Annotated in this window: 24 protein-coding genes; 11 read left to right on the top strand and 13 right to left on the bottom strand. The window is 40.7% G+C overall.

Annotated features, from left to right (window positions below):
• Nucleotides 1-7: 7 nt before the first annotated feature.
• A complete protein-coding gene (locus tag PJ15_RS13605; RefSeq protein ID WP_004774655.1) occupies nt 8-1,135 on the bottom strand; it encodes a Re/Si-specific NAD(P)(+) transhydrogenase subunit alpha in 1,128 nt (375 codons plus the stop codon).
• Nucleotides 1,136-1,833: 698 nt separating this feature from the next.
• Entirely contained in the window at nt 1,834-2,328 is a 495-nt protein-coding gene (soxR, locus tag PJ15_RS13600) for a redox-sensitive transcriptional activator SoxR (protein ID WP_155766461.1), read from the bottom strand.
• A 68-nt stretch (nt 2,329-2,396) separates the two neighbouring features.
• Between soxR and PJ15_RS13595 the strand changes: the two genes are divergently transcribed.
• The 4 genes from PJ15_RS13595 (at nt 2,397) to PJ15_RS13580 (ending at nt 5,890) form a co-directional block, all read left to right on the top strand.
• Nucleotides 2,397-2,816 (top strand): RidA family protein, encoded by a 420-nt coding sequence (locus tag PJ15_RS13595; protein ID WP_047431674.1) that lies wholly within the window; start codon nt 2,397-2,399, stop codon nt 2,814-2,816.
• Nucleotides 2,817-2,834: 18 nt separating this feature from the next.
• Nucleotides 2,835-4,031: an MFS transporter gene (locus PJ15_RS13590; protein ID WP_047431671.1), complete on the top strand. Its 1,197-nt coding sequence runs from the start codon at nt 2,835-2,837 to the stop codon at nt 4,029-4,031.
• 113 nt (nt 4,032-4,144) lie between these two features.
• On the top strand, nt 4,145-5,149 hold the full coding sequence (gene dusA, locus PJ15_RS13585; protein ID WP_047431669.1) for a tRNA dihydrouridine(20/20a) synthase DusA: 1,005 nt from the start codon (nt 4,145-4,147) through the stop codon (nt 5,147-5,149).
• Between the two features lie 261 nt (nt 5,150-5,410).
• The gene (locus PJ15_RS13580; RefSeq protein WP_047431666.1) at nt 5,411-5,890 is read left to right on the top strand and encodes a CHAP domain-containing protein; all 480 of its coding nucleotides are present in this window, start codon (nt 5,411-5,413) and stop codon (nt 5,888-5,890) included.
• A gap of 13 nt (nt 5,891-5,903) precedes the next feature.
• Here the strand turns inward: PJ15_RS13580 and PJ15_RS13575 are convergent, their stop codons facing one another.
• The gene (locus PJ15_RS13575) at nt 5,904-6,668 is read right to left on the bottom strand and encodes a ThiF family adenylyltransferase (protein WP_004774601.1); all 765 of its coding nucleotides are present in this window, start codon (nt 6,666-6,668) and stop codon (nt 5,904-5,906) included.
• A gap of 61 nt (nt 6,669-6,729) precedes the next feature.
• A complete protein-coding gene (locus PJ15_RS13570; RefSeq protein ID WP_047431663.1) occupies nt 6,730-7,923 on the bottom strand; it encodes an MFS transporter in 1,194 nt (397 codons plus the stop codon).
• A gap of 276 nt (nt 7,924-8,199) precedes the next feature.
• Here PJ15_RS13570 and PJ15_RS13565 point away from each other — a divergent pair, with 276 nt between their 5' ends.
• Nucleotides 8,200-8,961, top strand: a complete 762-nt coding sequence (locus PJ15_RS13565; protein ID WP_081402774.1) for a DUF4261 domain-containing protein — start codon at nt 8,200-8,202, stop codon at nt 8,959-8,961.
• Between the two features lie 45 nt (nt 8,962-9,006).
• Here PJ15_RS13565 and acnA read toward each other — a convergent pair whose 3' ends face one another.
• The 6 genes from acnA to PJ15_RS13535 all read right to left on the bottom strand — a co-directional run bounded on the left by acnA (nt 9,007) and on the right by PJ15_RS13535 (nt 16,476).
• Nucleotides 9,007-11,763 (bottom strand): aconitate hydratase AcnA, encoded by a 2,757-nt coding sequence (acnA, locus tag PJ15_RS13560; RefSeq protein WP_047431661.1) that lies wholly within the window; start codon nt 11,761-11,763, stop codon nt 9,007-9,009.
• A 113-nt stretch (nt 11,764-11,876) separates the two neighbouring features.
• Nucleotides 11,877-12,695 carry a TatD family hydrolase gene (locus PJ15_RS13555; protein WP_047431659.1) on the bottom strand — a complete coding sequence of 273 codons (819 nt, stop codon included), beginning with the start codon at nt 12,693-12,695 and terminating at the stop codon, nt 11,877-11,879.
• Between the two features lie 6 nt (nt 12,696-12,701).
• Nucleotides 12,702-13,610 carry an RsiV family protein gene (locus PJ15_RS13550; protein ID WP_047431656.1) on the bottom strand — a complete coding sequence of 303 codons (909 nt, stop codon included), beginning with the start codon at nt 13,608-13,610 and terminating at the stop codon, nt 12,702-12,704.
• A 108-nt stretch (nt 13,611-13,718) separates the two neighbouring features.
• On the bottom strand, nt 13,719-13,979 hold the full coding sequence (locus PJ15_RS13545; RefSeq protein ID WP_047431655.1) for a hypothetical protein: 261 nt from the start codon (nt 13,977-13,979) through the stop codon (nt 13,719-13,721).
• A gap of 13 nt (nt 13,980-13,992) precedes the next feature.
• Complete coding sequence (locus PJ15_RS13540; protein WP_171248602.1) at nt 13,993-14,817, bottom strand: hypothetical protein; 825 nt, start codon at nt 14,815-14,817, stop codon at nt 13,993-13,995.
• 69 nt (nt 14,818-14,886) lie between these two features.
• Entirely contained in the window at nt 14,887-16,476 is a 1,590-nt protein-coding gene (locus PJ15_RS13535) for a peptide chain release factor 3 (RefSeq protein ID WP_005255155.1), read from the bottom strand.
• A gap of 273 nt (nt 16,477-16,749) precedes the next feature.
• On the opposite strand from PJ15_RS13535, the gene PJ15_RS18735 reads away from it, so the two are divergent.
• Complete coding sequence (locus PJ15_RS18735; RefSeq protein WP_016542013.1) at nt 16,750-16,983, top strand: hypothetical protein; 234 nt, start codon at nt 16,750-16,752, stop codon at nt 16,981-16,983.
• A gap of 118 nt (nt 16,984-17,101) precedes the next feature.
• Entirely contained in the window at nt 17,102-17,794 is a 693-nt protein-coding gene (locus PJ15_RS13525) for an alpha/beta fold hydrolase (protein ID WP_047431648.1), read from the top strand.
• Nucleotides 17,795-17,810: 16 nt separating this feature from the next.
• Here the strand turns inward: PJ15_RS13525 and PJ15_RS13520 are convergent, their stop codons facing one another.
• Complete coding sequence (locus PJ15_RS13520) at nt 17,811-19,220, bottom strand: methylenetetrahydrofolate reductase C-terminal domain-containing protein (RefSeq protein ID WP_081402773.1); 1,410 nt, start codon at nt 19,218-19,220, stop codon at nt 17,811-17,813.
• 408 nt (nt 19,221-19,628) lie between these two features.
• Here PJ15_RS13520 and PJ15_RS13515 point away from each other — a divergent pair, with 408 nt between their 5' ends.
• From PJ15_RS13515 to PJ15_RS13500, 4 genes are all read left to right on the top strand, one after another.
• On the top strand, nt 19,629-20,597 hold the full coding sequence (locus tag PJ15_RS13515) for a DUF1852 domain-containing protein (RefSeq protein WP_032810990.1): 969 nt from the start codon (nt 19,629-19,631) through the stop codon (nt 20,595-20,597).
• Nucleotides 20,598-20,633: 36 nt separating this feature from the next.
• Entirely contained in the window at nt 20,634-21,662 is a 1,029-nt protein-coding gene (locus tag PJ15_RS13510; protein ID WP_004774583.1) for a methionine synthase, read from the top strand.
• An 87-nt stretch (nt 21,663-21,749) separates the two neighbouring features.
• The gene (locus PJ15_RS13505) at nt 21,750-22,241 is read left to right on the top strand and encodes a flavin reductase (RefSeq protein WP_047431645.1); all 492 of its coding nucleotides are present in this window, start codon (nt 21,750-21,752) and stop codon (nt 22,239-22,241) included.
• Nucleotides 22,242-22,507: 266 nt separating this feature from the next.
• On the top strand, nt 22,508-22,894 hold the full coding sequence (locus PJ15_RS13500) for a carboxymuconolactone decarboxylase family protein (RefSeq protein ID WP_047431644.1): 387 nt from the start codon (nt 22,508-22,510) through the stop codon (nt 22,892-22,894).
• A 182-nt stretch (nt 22,895-23,076) separates the two neighbouring features.
• Here PJ15_RS13500 and PJ15_RS13495 read toward each other — a convergent pair whose 3' ends face one another.
• Nucleotides 23,077-23,970 (bottom strand): LysR family transcriptional regulator, encoded by an 894-nt coding sequence (locus PJ15_RS13495; protein ID WP_004774579.1) that lies wholly within the window; start codon nt 23,968-23,970, stop codon nt 23,077-23,079.
• Nucleotides 23,971-23,990: 20 nt separating this feature from the next.
• Entirely contained in the window at nt 23,991-24,716 is a 726-nt protein-coding gene (locus tag PJ15_RS13490) for a helix-turn-helix domain-containing protein (RefSeq protein ID WP_047431641.1), read from the bottom strand.
• Between the last annotated feature and the right edge of the window lie 188 nt (nt 24,717-24,904).

Here is a 24,904-nt window from a genome sequence, read left to right as displayed (position 1 = left end):
ACTCTCCTTAACCGCGCTTGAGCAGTACTTGACCGCCATGTGCCACAAGTAACGCTTTCTGGATTTCATCTTCCTGATTAATCGCAAAGCCTTTCTCTTTGTCGAATAATGTCTCAAGGAAGTTAAAAACGTTACGCGCATACAATGCCGATGCTTCTGTTGCAACCGTTCCAGGAATGTTTGGGATACCCAAAATTTTCACACCATTTTCAGTTGTTACAGTTTCGCCTTCTTTAGAACCTTCAACGTTACCACCCGTCTCAACTGCCATATCTAAAATGACAGAACCCGGTTTCATTTTGGCAACGGTTTCAGCTTTAATTAAACGCGGAGCATTACGACCTGGAATCAATGCAGTAGTGATTACGATGTCAGCATTTGATACCGCTTTATCTACAATCGCAGCTTGATCTTTGATGTATTGCTCACCCGGCTGCCAACCATAACCGCTTTTCGCAGCTTCAGCAGCACGTTGTTTCTCTTCATCGGACATTGGCACGTCTAGCCATTTGCCGCCTAAAGATTCAACTTGCTCTTTTGCGGTCGGACGTAAGTCTGTTGCTTCCACAACAGCACCCAAACGTTTCGCAGTTGCAATCGCCTGAAGACCAGCAACACCAACACCCATAATCACAACACGTGCAGGTTTTACTGTACCTGCTGCCGTCATTAACATTGGGAACATACGTTGATATTCAGCCGCTGCTAACAATACAGACTTATAGCCTGCCAAGTTTGCCTGAGAAGAAAGTACATCCATGTTTTGTGCGCGTGACAGCGTACGTGGAAGCAGTTCTAAAGCAAAAGCAGACACTTGCTGAGTAGCAAACTGGTCTAATTCTGGATTGCGGTAAGGGTCAAACATTGCAACCACAGTCGTATTCGCCGCAAGTTTTTGAATTTCATCGCCTTTAGGGGCACGTACTTTCAAAATAATTTGGCTGCCTGTATATGCATCGTCCGTAATGGTTGCGCCAACTTGTTCATAAGCACTGTCAATATACGCAGCTTTAACACCAGCACCACGTTCAATGACAACGCTATGACCTGCGTTAATCAACTTCTTTACTGTTTCCGGTGTAGCCGCTACACGACTTTCACCAGCGACAGTTTCGGTTGGGATTCCGATCTGCATGAGCGTCCCTCAAGCTAGTTTTTCTTAAGTAAACATCGCAAATTGCAATGTTTCCCCCAGGAGTATTCTTTGTAGAAATTTGGATTCTAATGGAAGTTTTTTAAATTTCCACCCAATATTTATTTAATAAATACCCATATTTTGAACTGATGATTCACATTTATATTGAAAACTTGTATGCTTAGTATGTTTGACTTTTTGTAAATCAAACCTCTCCATTCATATATTCTCAATATGAAATTTTGATCAGTATTAATCATCATCTGTTCAGTTTTAAGCGCAGTATTCCGTATTAAAAGGCATGTCTACGCTGTATTTATTCAATAAATCCACACATCATCTGTATCTTGAACAGCCTTGAACCAAGTTCCGTTTATAGCGCTTTGCTCTTTATTCTGGTTGTTCAAAAATAATGGGTTGAATCAGCATCATAGACATGCTGGTAGAGAGTGGGATTGGCTTATCTCCGTTTTCTCTTGGTCGTTTCGGCGACTTCTTTATGAATGTATCAACAATACTTGCTGGATGACTTGTGATGAAATGACAAATTCCCTTATCAATAAATCTGAATTGAATTGATATGAACCCTCAGAAAAACCAAAAAGAAATGTAAAAACTTGAGTAGTCATTTTTTCAAGTGATATTTGTATCGTTTTGTCTAGCAAAAGCCGCATTTTTGCACAGTATTGGTGCAAAAATTAAACAGTTAAATTATCTGCTTCATCATTCTGGTTCAGCAACAGTAAAATTTCCTGAAAATGTGCCCCCATCGCCTCTTCTGCGAGACAATCTTCTGGGTTTCGTAGCGGACATTGCTCCAAAGACAGGCAGCCACAGCCAATACATTGATCCAGTTGTTGGCGTAGCTGTAGCAACATCATAATTTGCTGATCGAGTTGTCCCTGCCATTGTTGTGACATGATTTGCCAATCTTTTCTTGTGGCAACTTGCTGCTTAGGTAGGGTCGCAAAGGTCTCTTTAATCTGTTGCAAGCTAATCCCAACTTGCTGGGCTGCTTTAATAATTGCAATCCTTCTCAACATGGCCCGTTGATAACGGCGTTGATTGCCTGCTGTTCGCGTGCCCCATATCAATTCTTTTTCTTCATAAAAACGAATGGTTGGCACTGAAACACCACTTCTTTTCGCCAGTTCGCCAATACTCAGCCAAGTCTGTAATTGTTCTTTCAAAATTTGCTTGACCTCTAGTTAACTTGAGCTTTGATACTAACATACCACAGCAACCAGAATGAGTTTTAGCCATGAATCAGCCCCATACAGATGCATTTCAATTGATCAATCCCGATGCGCTCTATGACCCGCGTAGCAATGGCTATAGTCACGTTGCGATTGTAAAGCCCAATATGCGTATTATTCATATTGCAGGTCAGGGTGGAGAAAATAAAAATGGCGAGCTTTCTGAATATTTTGACCAACAGGTACAACAAGTCTTCTATAATATTCAGCAGGCATTAGCTTCAGCCCAAGCGCAACTGTCAGATATTGCCGTGCTACGTATTCTGGTCGTCGATCATGATGCTGATAAGCTTCAGGCGCTGGTAGCTATCATGCAAAGCTTATGGAAAGATCAAGCATTTCCGGCCTGCACCCTGATTCCTGTACCTGCGCTAGCCCTAGAAAACATGCAAGTCGAAATCGAAGCCACCGCTTATACCGCATAAATCAGAATAGAGAATCCTATGTCTATCCCCCAAGAAGATATCAGTCAAAATAAAACTTTACTTTGGTTTATGGCGGCAGCGTGCGGTTTATGTGCGGGTGCCAACTATTATAGTCAGCCTTTGATCCATTCGATTCAACAATACTTTTCTGTTACCGAAGGTCAAGCTGCCCTGACCGTAACCTTTGCTCAAGTGTCGTATGCACTCGGTCTTTTGTTCATTGTTCCAATGGGCGATGTGGTCAATAAAACCCGATTTATTCCTTTACTCATGGGGTTATGTGCTATTGGCTTATTCATCAGTGCCTTTTCAGTAAATTTACCTATGTTATGGCTTGGCACAGTGATGGCGGGTCTATTTTCAGTAGCAGCTCAAGTACTAATTCCTCTTGCGACCATGACAGTAAAACCTGAAAAAACAGGAGAAGTGATTGGCTTTTTAATGAGTGGTTTACTGGTCGGTATCTTGCTTTCAACCAGTCTCGCAGGCTTGTTTTCCAACCTGTTTCACTGGAAAGTCATCTATGTGGTGAGTGGCATTCTAATGCTGATTCTGGCCTATGCCTTAAAAAGCCGTCTACCGTATGTCATGCGTATGAAGCTGAATTATGGTCAGGTTTTTGTCTCCATGGCACAACTGCTTAAACAGGAAAAGCGCTTGTTGTTACGCGCACTTGCGGGTGGTTTTGCCTTTGCAGCAGTTAGTATTTTATATTCAACCATCGCCCTATTATTGACGTCAGCCCATCATCTACAAGATCTGCTGATTGGTATGGTGCCGCTGGTCGGTATTTTTGGGGCGCTTTCTACCCAATATATTGGTAAATATGCAGATCAGGGCTATACCAGCCGACTGACTTGGATCGGTTGTGCCTTATTCATTCTCAGCTGGATATTTTTCTATTTCGGTCAAACGGCTTTAGTGAGTTATATTCTTGGTTTTGCATTGATCCAGTTAGCTTTAGCATTAGTCCATACCAGTAACCAGAGTATTATTTTCCGTTTACGTCCCGATGCCAAATCACGGATTAATGCCATTTATATGACAGCCTACTTCACTGGCGGCGCTGGCGGTTCAGCTTTGGGGATTTTTGCATGGAATCATGGCGGCTGGAGTGCAACCTGTCTGGCAGGCTTCAGTCTGGTCTTTGCCTGCATGCTATTTAGTTTTATCGATTATCTTGCGACCAAGCAAAACAAGATTATAGCGTCTTGAATCTTCCTGTTGATGCTTAAAAATTGAAGTGATCGGGATGAGCATTGGTGAAATTTTCTTAAAACTCGTATAATGCTGCCCTTTCTTTTCTTGTCCACATCCGAGAGCCCTTTATGCAATCACTAGAATCATTAAAGCCACGTATTTCCGTTGCGCCAATGATGGATTGGACAACAAAAGACTATCGTTTCTTTGCACGCCTGTTTAATCCCAATGTAGTGCTCTATACCGAAATGGTGACAACGGGTGCGATTATTTACGGCGGCGCCAATCGTCATCTTGACTTCAACAAAGAAGAACACCCAATCGTGTTACAGCTAGGTGGTTCAAATCCACAAGAACTCGCAACCTGTACCAAAATGGCAGAGGACTGGGGTTATGATGAAGTCAACTTAAATGTCGGCTGTCCAAGTGATCGCGTTCAGAATAATAAAATTGGTGCATGCTTAATGGCGGAACCTAATCTGGTCGCCGAATGTATTCATAGCATGCAAAAAGCCGTATCGATTCCTGTGACGGTCAAACATCGTATCGGAATTGATGACATGCAGTCTTATGAAGAAATGCTGCATTTTGTTGATACTGTAGCGGCAACGGGTTGTACACATTTTATCGTGCATGCGCGTATTGCGATCTTGCAAGGTCTCTCACCGAAAGAAAACCGTGATGTACCCCCTTTACGTTATGAAGATGTGTATCGCCTGAAACTGGAACGTCCTCACCTGACCATTGAAATCAATGGCGGCATTAAAACCTTTGAAGAAACCCAACAACATTTACAGCATGTTGATGGGGTGATGATTGGCCGTGAAGCCTATCACAACCCGTACTTGCTCGCAGAAATGGGACAACTCTGGAATCTAGAGGCGCCTGATCGTTTCGAAATCATGCAACAGATGATGCCGTACATTCATCAACGTGTTGCAGAGGGTGCACCATTATCCATTATCACACGCCATATTTTAGGTCTATTCCAGAACTTGCCTGGTGCAAGAAAATGGCGTCAGGCGCTCAGTGGTGGCAATGCAAAAACCATTGGTGATATTGAAAATGCCATTCAAAATATTCAGGCCGCCATGCAACGTACCGAAGACTACCTTAAAGAGCATCAATCCTGATTGATGCTTTAAAAAATGCCAACTTAATCACACTGTGAAATATGATTTTACAAATCTGAAATTTTTTCTGAGGTCGAACTTAACTTCCTTATAATTAAGGTAATCTTCAAAAAATCTTCATTAAGATTTCATTATAAATCGCAAAAATTGTTATATTATTACATTACATTTTGGTTTTTTTGAGTTTTATCGCTTACTATGTGCCGCGTAATAGATTCTGGCACACGTTCAGTTGTTTTGAAAATGCGGTAGAGATTCACAATGATTTATGATGTACCTTCAGTTGATCACAGTATGATTCACCCACCCTCGCAACAGGTGGTTATTCCTTATCGAGAAATGCCGAAGCCCCCATCAATAGTAGGGATTGATGTAGATAAATTCTCTCAAAAGCTCGCTAAAAGAGCATCGTATCGCAGCTCATCTCAATGTGCCAAATTCGTCAGAATCGCTTTACAATCTGCAGGGGCTAAAATCGTACAACACCCTGTCGCAGCTTCAGACTGGGGTGGCACCTTAAAACAAATCGGCTATCAACAAATTACGCCTGATTTTAACAACCCTCAGCCAGGTGATATTTATATTATTCACCGCACCAAAAAACATCGTTACGGCCATATTGCAGGCTTCACAGGTTCACAATGGGTGTCTGACTATAAGCAACGCAGCTATGACGTTTATAAAGATCCAAATGTCACTTACAGCTATTACCGCTTAGCACCGCAATATCCACAAGCTTAATCGTTCAGAAGATTTAAGTCCTGAGCTTATCCAGTTTTTTCAGGACTTCCGCAACGGCAACCATCGCAAAGCTTGATGTCACCACCACTGCAGAACCATAGCCACCACAACGTAGACCCGCACTTGGACACACCTCTGCGCTCGAAAATGGATTATCGATCGAATAAACGCAAGTGATACCAAATTTCTCTTTTGGCTTTTTACAAATCCCCATTGAACGAAGTTGAGTACGCAACTTTGCCAACATCGGATCTTGCTCGGTCTTCGACAAATCTGCGACACGAATTTTCAGTGGGTCCAGCTTACCACCTGCACCGCCCGAAACAATCAAGGGAATCTTGTTAAAGCGACAATGCAACATCAAGGCAAGCTTGGCTTTGACGTCATCAATACAATCTAAAATAATCGTCGGAACTGGATCTAATATTTCTTTGACATTTTCTGGTGTGAGATAGTCATCAATCACATTCACTTTCATGCGTGGATTAATCTGACGGCAACGTTCAGCCATCACTTCAATTTTCTCTTGTCCCAGTGTCGAACTCATTGCAGGCAATTGACGGTTAATATTCGATGCTGCCACGACATCCATATCCACCAGAGTGAGCTCACCAATTCCCGTACGTGCCAGTGCTTCAACTGCCCAACTTCCTACACCACCAATCCCGATGACCATGACATGGCTTTGCTCATAATGAGCAAATGCACTTTCTCCATAAATTTTGGCAACACCAGCAAAACGGCGGTCATATTCATCATTTACAGGTACATCGGTCATAACAGTGGTGATCTATATATTTCAGCAAAGCACTATTTTAACGTGTTTCACGCGGTTTGGGTTAGGAAGATGAGACTTTGCCCGTGAATTGGTGGCGTCGGCTTAACATCAGCAAGACCACAAAAATAGCAGCACTCAACAATAGCGCCAGCAGATTGGCATTCACCCAGCCCAACTGAGTCAAAATCGGTGCTGGCAGAAAAGCGCCTAAAGTTGCGCATAAGGCAATGATTGTTTCATTCATACCTTGTACACGATGCTTTTGCTGTTCATTTAATCCAGCTAATAAGGTAGATGCACCAGAATATGCAAAGTTCCAGCCCACCCCCAACACAATCAGGGCAGCATTAATATAAAGCCCCTCTTGTCCAAGCATTGGAATCAAAGAGGACAACATCAGTAAAATAAAACCCGCATAGATCGTGCGATGTGTTCCCCAGCGTTGAATCAGCTTAGATACAAAGAAAGAAGGTATAAACATAGCCAAGACATGGAGTTGGATAGAGATCGAAGCGTAATGAAATGAATGATGCTCCTTTAAATGTAAAGAAGACATAATCATCATGACATTCATCACATAATAGGCAAATGCCCCACTGATCACAGCCGAGATAATCAGATTAATCGGTAATTTAGCGCGCTGTATCGAATCCACCACAACTTGCTGTGCCTGCTGTAATTTAAATTTCTGATTCCATAAATACAAAATTGGCGATAACAACACAGCCAGTACACTGAAAATTAAATAGATCGCAGTAAAATCAGGTAAGCCTTGTACCTGTTGAAACTGAATCGCTAACATCGGTGCAATCACAGCGGCAACCACACCACCAGAAATAACCATCGCCGTCGCTTTTGGGATTAAATCCGATGACAGACGATCCGAGGCAGCAAAGCGGTAAAAGTTAGCTGTAGAAATGAATAAACCAAGTGAAAAATGACTGAGACACAATAAATAAAACTGTTCAGTCTGTAAGGCAAGATAACCAAACACACCTGCCAAAAGCAGACAAATGCATCCCAACTGAAACACCAGATGTCGCCCTAGCTTTTTCATTAAAAATGAAAAGATAAAGGTGGTCATTAATATCGCTAAAAACTGCAAACCATAGGGCACTGTCGCCAAGGCCTGTGTGGGTGCAAGTTTTAAACCCACAATCGCTGAAACCGTTACTGATAATACTGCTGCAATTAAATTAAATGCTTGTGCAACCAATAAATAATAAACATATCGTGGCAGCTGATTCAAAGCCATCATCCTTAATGATTAATTAAAAACACCTTAACTCTGAACCGCTAAAATTTAAACAAAAAAATAAGGAAATTAACCTTTCATTTTTTAACTCTTATTTTAGAGATTAATCCTCTCCTAGCTATATCTTAGTATAAGAACTTAATACAAAAGAGATTTTATTAAAAAAGTAACTAGCCCAACAACCTAACTCAAGTTATTAGAATCCATTGCATCGTAAATAAAAAAGGAAACTAGCAAGTATTATTGTATGATTAAAAAAATAATTCATTCGAAAATATGATTATGAATAAACAAGATCAACAAAATATTATCCTATGTATTCCTGGTATCTGGAAAAATCATCAAGACTTATTACATGCTCTCCTTACTCATGACACAGGATATATTTATGCAGGCGTAATTATTAAATCTTTAACCAGTGATTATTTTGCTGAAATTGAAGAATATCAAAATGATCCTAACGTCAGTCAGGTATTTAGGCAGCAGAGTATGAATCGTTTTTCAGAGCGAGAATTACAAGAAATCGAACAACATCATATGGTCATTTATGTGATTTGCGAAGCTGGATCAATAGCGTTAGCACAACAAGCTTTATTATTGGGTCAGGCTCTACTCAAAGCGGGTGGCTTAGCCATTAAAATTGAAACATCTGGAATAACTCATCTTCGATCTGATTGGCTAAAGTTCGATACAGAGAATCTATTTGATTTATATAAAGCATTTATTCCAACTGTTTATGATCAGGACTCCCTTTATTCTTGTGGCATGCATCAATTTGGAAAATCTGATGGATGTATAGATTTAAAAGTAGAACATGCCTCATATATTTTGAATCAGTTTTTACTCTATCTCCTTATAGAAAACCCAACACTTTTAGAGAAACAAACTTTTTCTGTAGAAGAAGGCGCTGAAGTATTAAAACTTCATAGAAAAGAATCAAGTGATTTCTTCGAGAAGGACTCACTATATTTTAATCGATGGGGTGTTTGGTCGTTAAAGCAGAACTTTAGCTTAAAGAAGTTATTCAGATTTAGCTAAATTTGATGTGAAAAAAGCCCTGTAAATTTACAGGGCCATATCAAACTAAGCAGCAATTAAATTGCGTAATACATAATGCAAGATACCGCCTGCCTTAAAGTACTCCACCTCATTCAAGGTATCGATTCGACAGAGCACTTTAAATTTGGCCTGACTGCCATCTTCCCGAACCACTTCAACATCGAGTGTCTGATGCGGTTGGATATCATCGGACAAGCCATGAATAGAAATAACTTCATGCCCAGTTAAGTTTAAGGATTGACGAGTTTGTCCATCTACAAATTGCAATGGCAACACGCCCATTCCCACCAGATTCGAGCGGTGGATCCGTTCAAAACTTTCTGCGATAACGGCTTTAACGCCAAGTAGGTTGGTTCCTTTGGCAGCCCAATCCCGTGAAGAACCCGTACCATATTCCTTACCGGCAATAATGATCAATGGTGTTTGCTGCTGCTGATAACGCATAGCGGCATCATAAATCGCCATCTTTTCGCCTGTTGGGATATAAAGCGTATTACCGCCCTCTTCTCCCCCAAGCATCTCATTTTTAATCCGGATATTGGCAAAGGTACCGCGCATCATCACTTCATGGTTACCACGTCGTGATCCATAAGAGTTAAAGTCTTTCGGCTCAACGCCCTGATCCTGTAAATAACGTCCAGCAGGACTATCTTTCTTGATATTACCCGCAGGTGAGATATGGTCCGTTGTAACCGAGTCTCCCAGCACAGCCAGAATATTCGCCTGTTCAATATTGCGGATGGCTTTCGGCGGCTGGTTAATTTCCTCAAAAAATGGAGGATGGCGAATATAGGTTGAGTTGTTTTGCCAAGCATAAGTCTGGCTCTGTGGAATCTGGATCGCTTGCCATGTCGCATCTCCATCAAAGACCGCAGCATATTCTTTATGGAACATGTCGGTATTCACTTTCTGTAATACCGCATCAATTTCAGATTGGCTTGGCCAAATATCTTTGAGATAAACATCTTGCCCATCTTTGCCTTGTCCAATCGGCTGAGTGGTTAAATCAGTACGGATATTGCCTGTTAGGCCATAAGCAACGACTAATGGTGGCGATGCTAACCAGTTGGTTTTCACCAATGGATGCACACGCCCTTCAAAGTTACGGTTTCCTGAAAGTACCGATGCCACATTTAAGTCATGACATTGAATAGCTGCTTCAATCGGTTCAGGTAACGGCCCCGAGTTGCCGATACAGGTGGTACACCCATAACCCACCAGGTTATAGCCCAATTGATCCAGATAAGGCGTTAAACCAGCTGCTGCCAGATAATCCGTCACCACTTTAGAGCCTGGCGCAAGTGAGCTTTTGACCCAAGGTTTACGCTGCAAGCCTTTCTCAATCGCTTTTTTAGCCAGTAAACCCGCAGCCAGCATCACGCTTGGGTTTGAGGTATTGGTACAAGAGGTGATCGCAGAAATGACGACATCACCATCATTTAAAGGATAAGATTTTCCATCAATGGTACAAGAAGGTTCTTCATGCGCAAGATTGGCTTTCTTGGCCTCTACTGCCGTACCGCCACCGCCTTCATTTTCCAGACGCTCTTTGGCTTCTTTGGCGGGTTTCAGGTTCAGCTCCATTAAGGCATTAAAGGTTTTTGGTACATCAGACAACAACACCCGATCTTGAGGACGTTTCGGCCCTGCCAGACTGGCTTGCACCGTGCCCATATCCAGACTCAAAGTGTCGGTAAAAACAGGCTCATCGCCTGCATTACGCCACAGCCCCTGAGCTTTACTATACGCTTCCACCAAATCAATACGTTCTTGCTGGCGACCTGTCAGAGCTAAATAGCCGAGTGTGACTTCATCGATTGGGAAGAAACCACAGGTCGCACCATACTCTGGTGCCATATTGGCAATCGTGGCACGGTCTGCCAACGGTAAATCAGCCAGACCATCGCCATAGAACTCAACAAATTTTCCCACCACACCTTTTTGACGTAGCATTTGGGTAATGGTCAATACCAGATCGGTTGCAGTAATGCCTTCATTCAATTTACCCGTCAATTTGAAACCAATCACTTCTGGAATCAACATCGATACAGGCTGTCCCAGCATTGCCGCTTCAGCTTCAATCCCACCCACACCCCAACCAAGTACACCCAATCCATTAATCATGGTGGTATGTGAGTCTGTGCCGACCAAGGTATCTGGAAAAGCAAAGTTTTGCCCTTCATCTTCTCCCAGCCATACCGCTTGCGCCAGATACTCCAGATTGACCTGATGGCAAATCCCTGTACCTGGGGGAACAACACTAAAGTTATTAAATGCAGACTGTCCCCAACGCAGGAATTGGTAGCGCTCACCATTACGCTGCATTTCAATTTCAACGTTCTCGGCAAAAGCCTGATCATTGGCGAAATAATCCACCATCACCGAATGGTCAATAATTAGATCCACTGGCGAAAGCGGGTTAATACGGTTCGGATCGCCCCCTGCTTGCGCCATTGCTGCACGCATGGCAGCTAGATCAACGACAGCAGGAACACCAGTGAAATCCTGCATCAATACGCGGGCAGGACGATATTGAATTTCCTGATCGGAGCGTTTGCTTTTCTGCCAGTCTACCAACGCCTGAATATGCTCGACTTTTACACTTTTTCCATCTTCAAAGCGCAGTAAATTTTCTAGCAAAACCTTGAGTGATTTGGGTAAACGGTCAATATTACCCAGTGTCTGCGCGGCTCGGGTGAGGTTAAAAATTTGATAGGATTTCGAACCGACTGTTAGTGTTTGTAATGCATTGAAACTATTGATTTTGCTATATCTGGCCATAAGGTTACCCTCCCAGTATTGGCTGATTGTTTATTATGAAGTTCTTTCTTTAATGTAACCCTGTTTGAAAAAGGATGTGTTCCCTTTTAGTTACCTTATTTTTAACGGGATTATTATTGTGATCCGAGATGTAAGGCGGCACATGAGTTTTGCCAGAGTTGCTGGGCAAGTTGTGCTTGAGGTCGCTCAAGTATTTGCGCCAGACTGTCTAAAACATAAGGTAAATTGACAGGCGTATTGCGGGTTCGATGTTCTGTTGACGTCTGACAGCACAACGGCGTCATATCTGGACAGTCGGTTTCAATAACCAGATGCTCCGAACCAATAGCATGAACCACCTGATGTAGTTTTTTGGCATTTGGATTGGTAATTTGCCCTGTGATGCCAATTTTAAAACCCAGCTTGATCATGGCTTTGGCTTCTTCAACACCGCCGCTGAAGGCATGCGCAATCCCACCCAATTTGAATTTTTGAGCTTTTAAAATTGCAATCGTATCAGCATGGGCTTTACGAATATGTAATAACACGGGTTTCTGATATTGCTTGGCAAGTTGTAATTGCTCAATAAAATAATGCTGTTGTTTGGCAAAGAGTTCTGGCTGTTTATGTTCTTTTAAAAAAGTATCCAGACCAATTTCACCCACTGCCACACAGTCATGCTGCTGCAAAATCTGTTCTAAGCTTTCTAAATGTTCTGGCTGATGCTGCTCGATATAAAATGGATGTAATCCGGGTGCAAGATAAGATTGCGGCACATTCTCCCAGCTTTGTAATTGCTGATGTGTCTGGATCAGGTCATTAAATCGTGACTGTAGAAAACCGATTAATACCAATGCATCGACCCCAACCCGCTTGGCCTGCTCAGCCAGATGCTGCCGATCATGATCGAAATCGGCAACATCAAAATGGGTATGGGTATCGAACAGTTGCATTAGGGCTTACTTTTTCTCATTTGCGACAGGTGTAGATGCAGCTGGCGCGTCCACTTTTGGTAAATATTCAGGTTTTAATACCCCTTGTAATTCACTAAATGGAATCACCAGACGCGGTAAACCCACCACATAAGGGCCAATGTCATATTCACCATATTGCAGGATCAAGCCCTGTTCGCCCAATAAGAAATTATCTGTCAGCTGAAATGGCCAAGCCTGCTCATATTCTTTAGGATCAGTAGCCAGCTTTGAATCCACAATCCATGTTTTAAATGCTTCATGTGCCAGCTTCTCTAAAGTCGCTTTTTGTTTTGGCAATAGCAGATCATGCAACTGAACCTGTTTCTGATTTGCCAAATCAAAGTTGTAATAACGTTGTGAGGTTGCGCCATGCGCTCCACCTAAATAACTGCTGCTATTGAGCACCACTGTTGCTAGCTTACCTTTTGGCTGTAAGATCTTCGGCTTGATCATTAAGCTGATTTGATGGCTACTACTTAAGGCTTTCAGCTCTTCATCAATTTTGACAAATGAATCTGCATATAACTGCGCCTGACTGTCCAGATCTGATTTGGATTCAGTGTTTTTGGGTGTTGAAGCCGTAGGTGTATCTGCATCAACCACCTCTAGCATCCGACCAAGCTGGTTAAGAATTTGTTGATCCAGTAATTGATCGATAAATGGGAAATTACTTTGCAAGCGTTCAACAGTAAAATCTGGGCAGGTATTGCCTTTGCATTCAGGTAATTTCACCTGAATCTTAACCGTTTCCCCTTGTAAAACAGGTTCAGCCTGCTGCTGCACCGCAGGTGGATTTTGCGGCTTATCCTGTGATTCTTTTGGCTCTGATTTCGGCTGGCATGCTGCAAGCAAAACCGCACATGCAAGAACGCTATATTTATAAAATGTTTTCATCTGAGACCTATAAGCATTGTTATTACACAAGATTTTTAAATGCTATCGAAGTTAGTGCAAAACTGCTAGAAGCACATGCAATTTCTATACGAAACTTAAAACTCTAAATTATTTTGATAGAAAATCTAACTCATCTTCACTATTAACTAAAAAATCAATTTCGAAATCACTGTCTTGACTAAATAAAGAATGTAAATCCGCTGGCTGGCCAATTGCTCTCTTTAGCATTTCAACTGCAATCTTTAAATAGCCTTGCTGATTTGCATATAATGCAACCTCACCAAAACTTCTAAATTTAGCAATTGCTTCATCTTCAAGTATTGATGCCTCAATGCGTCGAATTACTTCTAAAACCTCTTGATCTGTCATGTTACCCCACGATTTAAAACATGCGTTGATAAATTTCAGCTTGCAGCATTTTTTGAGTCTGTTCAGTGGTTAAATAAATATCCAGTTGTGGGGCGTCTTTACTAATTTCATTGGCACGATAATGTAAGCCAATGCCTTCCCCGTCAAAGAACCAGTCTGCTTGTCCCCAATACAGTTTTTTCGGTACCTGTTTTTTTACTTCTGCAGATTGTTTTGCAATCCATTGTTGATAATGCACCTGAACAATTTCGTTTAATGCATTTTGCTGGTCTTTCTGGATCACATCTAGCACGCTGAGACTCTTCTGCAACTTACGATCTGCAACAAAGAAATAGAAGCGATCTTTCACTGCCATATCTTCTTGCTGGGCATTGACCCCAACTTGTAACAGTACATATTGATTGCGCTGTGAAGCAATTCGGGTATTCAGGTGCAGCTCATAAGCCTTATTTTTTGAATACTTGTCCTGCCACTCATCTGACTTTTTCACATAAGCATTAATGGCTTGTTGCAAGGTCAGATTTTTATCCAGTTCAATTTGTTGCTGGATCACTTTGGACTGATTTTTTGCAATCCATGCATTTAGCCATTCGTCCTGAGTTTTTACCGTCTGGATATCGACATCAATACAGTTTTTCTTTTCACAAAATGGCAAAGCATAGTCTGCCTTGGCCTCTTTCATATTTAAGTAAGGCAGGACTTCAGCTTTTTCGACGGGCGCCGTAGCCTGTTTGCTTTCGGCGGTATCAGCTTTATTTTTATCTGGATGATCACATGCGGTTAAAGCCATCATTCCAATCAAGACACTGACAGCAAAAAGTGGTTTTAAAGCATTCATTTCATCATCCTTTATTTTTAGATCGTTCAATTAAAAACAGCCTCTGATTAGAAGCTGTTTTTATGCAATTTAGTGTTCTCGTGTGTTACGGAACTGGATATCAGGCCAACGTTCTTGCATCAACTGCAAGTTTACACGGCTTGGTGCCAAATAAGTTAGGTGACCGCCACCATCAACAGAAAGCTGATCGTGCGCCTTTTTCTTAAACTCATTCAAGATTTTGTCATCATCACAGTGAATCCAGCGTACCGTATGAACACTCACAGGCTCATAAATACAGTCCACTTTATATTCTTCTTTTAAGCGATATGCGACCACATCAAACTGTAACACACCGACTGCACCAACAATCAGGTCATTACTGATTTGTGGCATAAACACCTGTGTTGCACCTTCTTCAGATAACTCTTTCAAACCTTTTTGCAATTGCTTCGATTTCAAAGGATCTTTTAAGCGTACACGGCGGAACATTTCAGGTGCGAAGTGTGGAATACCGGTAAAGTGTAAGTTTTCACCGCTGGTAAAGGTATCACCAATCTGAATCGTACCGTGGTTGTGCAAACCAATGATATCACCTGGCCAAGCTTCTTCCAGATGCTCACGTTCACCCGCAAGGAAAGTCAATGCATCACTAATACGCACGTCTTTACCGATACGTACATGATTCATTTTCAAGCCTTTTTCATATTTACCTGAGCAAATACGCATGAAGGCAATACGGTCACGGTGTTTCGGGTCCATATTGGCCTGAATCTTAAAGACAAAGCCAGTAAAACCTTCTTCTTTCGCTTCAACCACACGTTCTTGGGTTGGATGCGCTTTTGGTTCTGGTGCCCAGTTAATAAAGGTATCCAAAACATGGTCAACCGCGAAGTTACCCAATGCGGTACCAAAAAGCACAGGTGTTTGTTTGCCTTGTAAGAATAATTCACGGTCTAGTGGTTCATTGGCCATTTGAACCAGCTCAAGAGATTCTTCAAAAGAAGCCCATGCCAACTCACCCACTTTTTCACGGATATCTGGATGATCATAACCATCACGCACATCGATATCGGTAATGGTTGAACCAAAACCAGCCTTATAGACATAAAGCTTGTCTTCAAGCAGGTTATATACACCTGCAAAGTCACGTCCCATACCTAAAGGCCATGTGATTGGTACACAACGGATGTTTAGAACATTTTCAATTTCATCCAGTAACTCTAATGGCTCACGGATTTCACGGTCCATTTTGTTCACGAATGAAATGATTGGCGTGTCGCGCATACGACACACTTCCATCAATTTAATGGTACGTTCTTCGACACCTTTTGCACCGTCGATCACCATCAATGCAGAGTCAACCGCCGTTAAGGTACGGTATGTATCTTCCGAGAAGTCTTCATGTCCCGGCGTATCCAGCAAGTTGATCGTGTGCTTTTTATAAGGAAACTGCATCACTGACGTGGTAATCGAGATGCCACGCTCTTTTTCCATTTCCATCCAGTCGGATGTGGCAGAACGGTCAGACTTACGGCTTTTTACCATACCCGCAACCTGAATTGCCTTACCCCATAACAACAGTTTTTCTGTCATGGTGGTTTTACCCGCATCGGGGTGGGAAATGATCGCAAAAGTCCTGCGGCTCGCGACTTCTTTAGCTAATTGCTCTTTAAACATAGGGAAAATCTTCAATATGTACACAGTTATGTACACATTTATAAATATGTACTTGAACTGAAAAAGTGGTAATTCAAAATTGGCGCAATTGTAGCAGATTTAGAGAAGATATTGATTGATTGTTGATAGATCTTGAGTTATCCACATCACAGTTAAAATCCACCTTATTTATTAACCTTTTATGACAATCTCATCATCAAAAGCTCACTTTATATTCAGCAGAATTTTTTAGTCATATACTCCCTTTGCCTAAAAATCTTTAAGGACATAAGAGTGAGTAAATCAGTACTTTTAGCTGAGCTAAATGCGATGATTGACCATTATTTTATAAGAAATGGCTCTCAACCGACTCAAATCCTACTTGGCTATAAAGCCTATACAGAGCTGATGCAAGATCAAAGTTTTGCAAATGAAATCAAAAACTCAGCCCTTGATCCCAATAAACGTAAGTATAAAAAACTAAAAATTAAAGTGACCAAAGACGATCATCAACTGGAACTCGAGTAACCCTATACCTATCGCTCTAAGCGGAGCACCATAAACTCAATCCTGAGCTAACATTCTCCAAGTTGCTCACTCTATCGATTTAGATAATACTGAATAAAATAAGTAAGACCTCAATCCAATGAATCAAAAAAGCATATCCATTGTGCTCATTCCCGGCTTTATGTTAGACGAATCACTTTGGGATGAACTTGCTCCACTGCTCCCGGAAACATGGAATATCAGGAGAGCCAATTTATTACAGGGTGAGACAATTACTGAAATTGCTCAGAACATTGCAAAAGATGCGCCTAAGGAATTTATACTCGTCGGGTTTTCATTAGGCGGTTATATTGCCCGATCTTTAACTGAACAATTTCCAGAGAAAGTTTCTAGCTTAATTCTTATTGCCTCATCTTTACGACCTGACACAAAAGAACAAAAACAACAAAAGCTCACCGCGATTCGACTCAGCACCAAAGAAAAATTTCATGGTTTGAGTTCAATTTCTATCGCCAAAACCCTCCATCCAGCGGATGCACAAAATAAGCTGCTCATCAAACGTATTCAAAAAATGGGGATCAACCTTGGTTATGAGGCTTTCGTAAGGCAATCTCTATTAAACAGAAAATGTCGAGATATCAATAAAATAAGCTGCCCAACACTTATTATCTCTGCTGCTCAAGATCAACTCCGCTCAAAAGAAGAAGCACTGGAGCTTTCTCATAAAATTCGTGATTCAAAATTAGCAGTAATCGAAAATTCTGGACATATGATCCCCCTTGAGCAGCCTGAACAATTGGCTCAGATCATTTCAGAATGGATCAACCAATAAATACAAATAACTCTCATCAGTTTAAGTCTGAATTTCTAAACCAATTTTTCCATGAACTGGTATAGCGGGTTTCAATTGAAATCGCTGGGATCAATTTGCTTCTTAAAACCTCGGTTTGATCTATGCTTTTTGCCAATCGGGCTTTGACCGAATGGATACATTCACGATCCCCAAATTCACATCGGTCTAAGGTTGTGCCTCCACATGGACCATTGGCGAGACCTTTAGGGCAGGTTTCAGGGCAGATATAAAGCGTGTCATCCAGTCGACAGTGACCACAGCTTTCGCAACCCACCAGCTGTTGTTTGCTCCAATGTTCCATTTTCAATAAAAGATGCTGCGGTCGCGGTTTATTCCAGAAATTGGCTTTAAAAATAAAACGTCCAACGCCTAAGGCAGCCTGAGAAGCAAAAAAAATGTGGTGCATTAAATGCATTTTCTTATATTTAAGGATTTGGATCTGGGAAACAGGTTTTGAAAAAGTGGACAGCTCAGGTTTAAGCTCAAGCCCTGAATCCATTTTCCACAGCTCTTTCCATGCTTTTTCACAAGCTTCTAAAGACCAGTTTTCAAATTGCTTTAAAAACTGTTCCAGTTTCTGTTGTTCTTGTGGCTTATGACAAGCCGATAAATGTACACCAACATAACCGAGATGTTTACAGATCAGGATCTGCAATGCACAACGCGCGTAGACATTTGCTTCCGCCTGAACAGGATCCGCCGCATACTCACGCTCAAGAACATCCACAATATGTGGAGCAATCACCAGTCCAGCAACCTGATTTTTCACCATAAATTGCGCACGTTTTAAGGTCAGTGGCATCACGCAGGCAATTAAAGGAAATTGTTTATAATTCTGAGAGATAAAGGATTGGCTGTGCTGAAGACAATCCAGATCAAATCCAAGCTGAGTAATCAGAAAATCTGCACCCGCTTTTATCTTTTTATGCAGTTTTAGATATTGGGCATCCCGCTCAGCCTCAGTATATTTAAATGGATTAAAAGCCACTCCAATATTAAACACATGCCGTTGTTTAGCTGCCATCACAGCACTCACAGACTCTAAATAACGAGAGCGTTGTGTAGGAATTTCCCGCCCAAAATTATGGTTCTTCAGTTTATCTCCAGTTAATAAAAGAAGATTGTGATATCCCTGCTGCTCGGCCTGATCGAGAAAGTGTTCAAATTCTTTAATATCCCGCCCTTTACCTGAAAAATGTAGAAGTTTTTCAATCTCAAAAGAATATCTTTGTGCCAATTCTAATGGCGCTGGATCTTCGTCACTGTGCACGCGATCGGCCAAAGTCATCATTGCCGGAAAGCCAGCCAGACTTTGTGTTACAGCCAAGGTATCACGCTTAGAGCAAAGATATTCCACCAGAATACAGAATCGTTTCTGCTCTAAACACTGAGAAAATAAAGACATAATGAAAGAGATTTAAAAAGGAAGAAGTCAGGCAAATACTGCTGGCCTGAAATTATAAGTGATACGCTTTGAAAGTAAACCTTAGAATAATTTTGGGTTCAATGGCTTCAAATTATGGGCACGCTATCGTCGTGAAATGCCCGCTACGCTTAATGAAACACACAAACATGAATTTTACTCACTTTTCATTGAAACAAAATCATTTTTATTCATGTCATGTTTCAAGTATAAATTAGCTCATGCTCTTCATACGAGACAATCTGAGGGTTGATTCTGATGGAACTGCTTCGGCAAACATCAGAACAGACTGAAAATCCGATTGACTGGGAAGATCCAAAAAATTGGAACATCCAGAAAGGGCAACACAGAAATAAGGTTTTATCTCAGAAATTAGGGTATCAGATCATCATGAGCAAAGAGTTTACATTTACGATTAAGCGCATTAGTTTCGATGAAAACTATCAGCCCTCAGACAATACGCGTATCACCACCAACTTTGCCAATCTGGCGAGAGGTGAAAGTCGTCAAGAGAATCTGCGCAATACCTTAAAGATGATTAACAATCGTTTTAATAGTCTGGCGCATTGGGATAACCCGACAGCAGACCGTTATTCTGTTGAGCTTGAAATTATTTCAGTTGATATTGATGTTGAAGGCAAAGGTGAGACCTTCCCTACCATTGAAATCCTGAAAACAAATATTGTTGATCATAAAAACAATCAACGCATTGATGGCATCGTAGGAAACAATTTTTCCTCATATGTCCGTGATTATGATTTTAGCGTATTACTGCTAGAACATAATAAAGATAAACCGCAATTTAGCCTTCCAGAAAACTATGGCGAGCTACATGGGAAAATCTTTAAATCATTCTTGGACTCAAAAACGTATAGCAGTAATTTCCAGAAATCTCCTGTAATTTGCCTGAGCGTTTCGAGCAGTAAGACTTATCATCAAACTGCAAATCAGCATCCTGTCTTGGGAGTTGAATATCAACAAGATGAATATTCTTTAACGGATCAATATTTCGAGAAAATGGGCTTGAAGGTTCGCTATTTCATGCCGCCAAATAGCGTTGCACCGTTAGCGTTTTATCATCGCGGGGATCTGCTTGATGATTACACCGATCTTGAACTGATCGGCACCATTAGTACGATGGAAACTTTCCAGAAAATTTATCGTCCAGAAATCTATAACGCGAATTCGGCAGCAGGAAAAACCTACCAGCCAAGCTTAAAGCATCAGGACTATTCATTAACACGTATTGTTTATGACCGGGAAGAACGCAGCCAGTTGGCGATTAAACAAGGCAAATTTACTGAAGAACAGTTCATCAAGCCTTATCAAACGATTCTTCAGCAATGGGCTGCAAACTAATTACTTTATTCACCTAGATAAACAAGATTATTGATTATGAAAATATTATTACCGACTTCAACTGCTGGCAGCTTACCGAAACCTTCTTGGCTGGCAGAGCCAGAAAAACTTTGGTCACCTTGGAAATTGCAAGATGAGCAATTAATTGAAGGCAAACAGGATGCATTGCGTCTGTCCTTACAAGAACAACGCCATGCAGGGATTGATATTGTCAGCGATGGCGAGCAAACCCGCCAACATTTTGTTACCACCTTCATTGAACATCTTGATGGGGTCGACTTTGAAAAACGCGAAACAGTCCGAATCCGTAACCGCTATGATGCAAGCGTGCCATCCGTCGTCGGTGCCGTATCTCGTCAAAAACCAGTGTTTGTTGAAGATGCCAAGTTTTTACGCCAGCAAACCAATCAACCGATCAAATGGGCACTGCCTGGCCCAATGACCATGATTGATACACTTTATGATGGTCACTATAAAAGCCGTGAAAAACTGGCTTGGGAATTTGCCAAAATCCTAAATCAGGAAGCAAGAGAACTAGAAGCTGCTGGCGTCGATATTATTCAATTTGATGAGCCTGCATTTAATGTATTTTTTGATGAAGTAAATGACTGGGGTGTGGCGACTTTAGAGCGCGCACTGGAAGGGCTGAAATGTGAAACGGCCGTACACATTTGCTACGGTTACGGCATCAAAGCCAATACCGACTGGAAAAAAACACTCGGTTCAGAATGGCGCCAATACGAAGAAGCCTTTCCGAAGTTACAACAATCTAAAATCGATATCATCTCACTCGAGTGTCAGAACTCGCGTGTGCCAATGGATCTGATTGAACTGATTCGCGGCAAAAAAGTGATGGTCGGTGCGATTGATGTTGCAACCAATCAGATTGAAACACCTGAAGAAGTTGCCAATACACTCCGCAAAGCACTTCAGTTTGTTGATGCAGACAAGCTCTACCCTTCAACTAACTGTGGTATGGCACCTTTATCACGTCGCGTCGCGACAGGTAAACTGCATGCCTTAAGTGCAGGTGCAGAAATCGTTCGAAAAGAGCTATCAGCTTAATATTTACCAATCTCTTGATGGCTAAAGGGTTACATCAGCTAGCCCTTGGCTTCTTCAAAAGATTAGGTTCAATTTGGGAATAAAGTGATGATTGAAGCGACAGACTTTAGAAATGCAATGTCTTTATTAACCAGTGCCGTCAATGTCATTACCACGGCTGGCCTGTCTGGTCGTTATGGATTCACGGCCTCTGCTGTGTGTAGCGTTACCGACACGCCACCGACATTATTGGTCTGCATGAATAAAGCATCGAGTTCCCATACACATTTTGTGGAAAATAAAATCCTCACCGTAAATGTGTTAAGCGCTCAGCATGAACATATTTCTAAAGCGTTTTCATCCCGATTAAGCCCAGAAGAAAGATTCAAACATGGTATCTGGACAGAATTAGAAACAGGTGCACCAGTCTTAGAAGATGCGCTGGTCAATTTTGATTGTGAAATCGAGCAGATTCAAGAAGTCGGAACCCATACCATCTTTATTTGTCGTATTGTGGCGATTCAGAAAAGTCATCATGATCAAAGTCTGGTTTATTTTAATCGTGCTTATCATCAAGTGGGGCTGACGGAAATCGCTTAACTTCACCTTTTATATCAATCCTATTTCCGCCTTAAATTAAAATCTTCTATTTAGCACTCCATCCAATGTGGATATGTCTTCATTTATCCACAAGTGTACCCCTGCTGATCTTCAATGGCTCATCATCTTCTTTGCAGAATATCTATCATCTAACTTGAGAATCCTCAGTCAAACACGATGACTTTAGCTTATCGCCTGATTCAGTTAGGATGAAGTAGGTTTCGAAACATCATCTCTTCTGTTGCATTCTTAAAAGAGTAAAAAATATGTCACAACAAGATTTTGAAAATGGATTAAAAGTTCGTACTGAAGTTATGGGCGAATCATTTGTAAAGCGTGCACAGGACAATACCGTACCTTTCACACAACCGTTACAAGACTGGATTAATGAACATGCTTGGGGATCAACTTGGCAACGCGAAGGTGTATTACCACGTAAATATCGCTCTCTGGTGACAATCGCTTTTTTAACCGCACTGAAAAGTCCAACTGAACTCAAAGGACATATTCGTGGAGCTTTAAACAATGGCGCCAGTGTTGAGGAAATTCAGGAAGTCTTGTTACATAGCCTGCCATATTGCGGCGCACCTGCAACTCAGGAAGCCTTTAGAGCAGCACTTGAAGTGATTAATGACTATCAAAAGGATCTTTAAGGAATTTTTTATTATCTTTTTAATAGAATATAACGTTATTTTCTAAAAAAAAGCCCTTATACATTAAGGGCTTTTTAAATATGTTGTGTAAACTTTAAAAGATGATGCTATTCCAGAATAATGGCTTGTTTTAGCGATGGATAACGTAATCAGTCTCTTAGGTATACTTTTATACCGTTTACTTAATTATCATTAAAATAATGTTTTTTAATGATTTTAATAAAAGAATCGGCTTGATCAATGCCTATATACTGAGAGATCACGACACCAACATTTAAATGTAGAGAAAAATCATTTAACTCAATAACTTCTAAATCACTATTTTCTAATGCGAATTTGTCGAAAAAAGGTTTAGGAAAGACACCTAAGCCTTCACCTTTCAAAATACTTTGTAATTGAAATTCAACGCCAAAGATTTCTTTGTTGATATAAAATCCTAACTGCTTATCGTATAAAACTTTAGCCAAACTTTCTCTGAAGCAACATCCTTCTGGATGTAAAATCCAACCTTTTTTACTACATTTTTCCAAACTATTATATTTATAAGCTTCTCCTTTTTTACCCACAATCACAAAAGGAAGTGTTCCAATCTTTGAGAAATTTATATTTTCCGGAAGCTGGAGATTTGATGGAATCATCAATGCAGCCAGATCAATTTCACCCTCGTGAATTTGTTGAACCAGACTACGTCCCCAACCACTCGAAATATCAATTTCAGAGAGATGAGTCACCTGTTTCGACTCATAGATAACGGTATCTAATAAATCATCAATCAGTGTTTGTGGTATTCCAATCTTTACTACTTTTTCAAAAATTTCATTGTTTTCATAGTGAAAACTTTTGAGTAATTCTAATTGCTTTAAGATAAAGCATCCTTTGAAGTAAACTTTTTCCCCTAACCGTGTCAACTGCAGGGGGCGCGTTTTTCTATTTAGTAGCGCACCTTTTACTTTTCCTTCAACATTATAAATGCGCTTGGTGACTGTTGATTGCTTCACGCCTAACTTCTCTGAAGCAATCGTTATTGATTGATTATCAACAACGTATATAAAAGCTTTTAGATCCCTAATATCCAAATTTATACACCTCACAATAGTTACCTGAAATACTTTCTAAATTGGCCAGGTGAGCACCCTGTCCAACCCCTAAAAGCACGTGTAAATGCGCTGTGCTCTGTGTAACCTAACGTATAAGCGATATCAGATAGGCTCACATCTTTATCTTGCAGTAAAATTAATGCTTTTTCATATCTTTTTTGTTTGACGAGCGCTTTAAATTCTTCGCCCTCAGTGATTATTTTTTTAGATAACACTCGTGGTGTTAATCTCATTTTTTTTGCAACTTTGAATAGATAAGGCTCTCCTTCTGACAATGTCTCATTGATTTGTTCATTTACCTTTTCAATAAAACCAACAGAGTCTTTGTGTCCTCGTGGATATAATCTAAAAAAATCCTCGATACTGAACTCATTAAAGGTTTTACAAACCGTCGTAAAATCAAATATCTGCCTTGAGCACAATGAAGTTTTATAAATATCATCAAGACCTGACTCTAGAATACAATGCGTACTTTCCATATTGAGATGATCAAGTAAATATTTAATGCTTTTTTCAAATTCCTTAAGTAAAAACTCCCGACTTAACACATCACATCGATAGATCAATACCACTCTAAAATAATCTAAAGATAATTTATTAATTATAGAAAAAAAGGTCTCCACCTCTAATAGAAAAAAGATAACTGCATGTTTTAGCTCTTTATTTCCAATTTCAATAATATGCAGCTTTATATTTTTTTCACTATGTGAAAAAGTATGAAACATATTATTTATCTCATTTTCATCTCTTACTAAAGCGTAACAGACTTTTAAAATCGATCTTAAACAGTTTAGAACAACAGAACAAACATTTTAGGAAAATTAAATAAAAATATAATGAACTGTACATTCACTTTCATGTAGAACAAAACGATGATAAATATATTTAATTTATATAATTCAGATTCTTATTA

This window comes from Acinetobacter sp. neg1 (genome assembly GCF_000788125.1).
Lineage (GTDB): Bacteria > Pseudomonadota > Gammaproteobacteria > Pseudomonadales > Moraxellaceae > Acinetobacter > Acinetobacter vivianii.
This window is presented reverse-complemented; position numbering and strand designations above follow the sequence as displayed.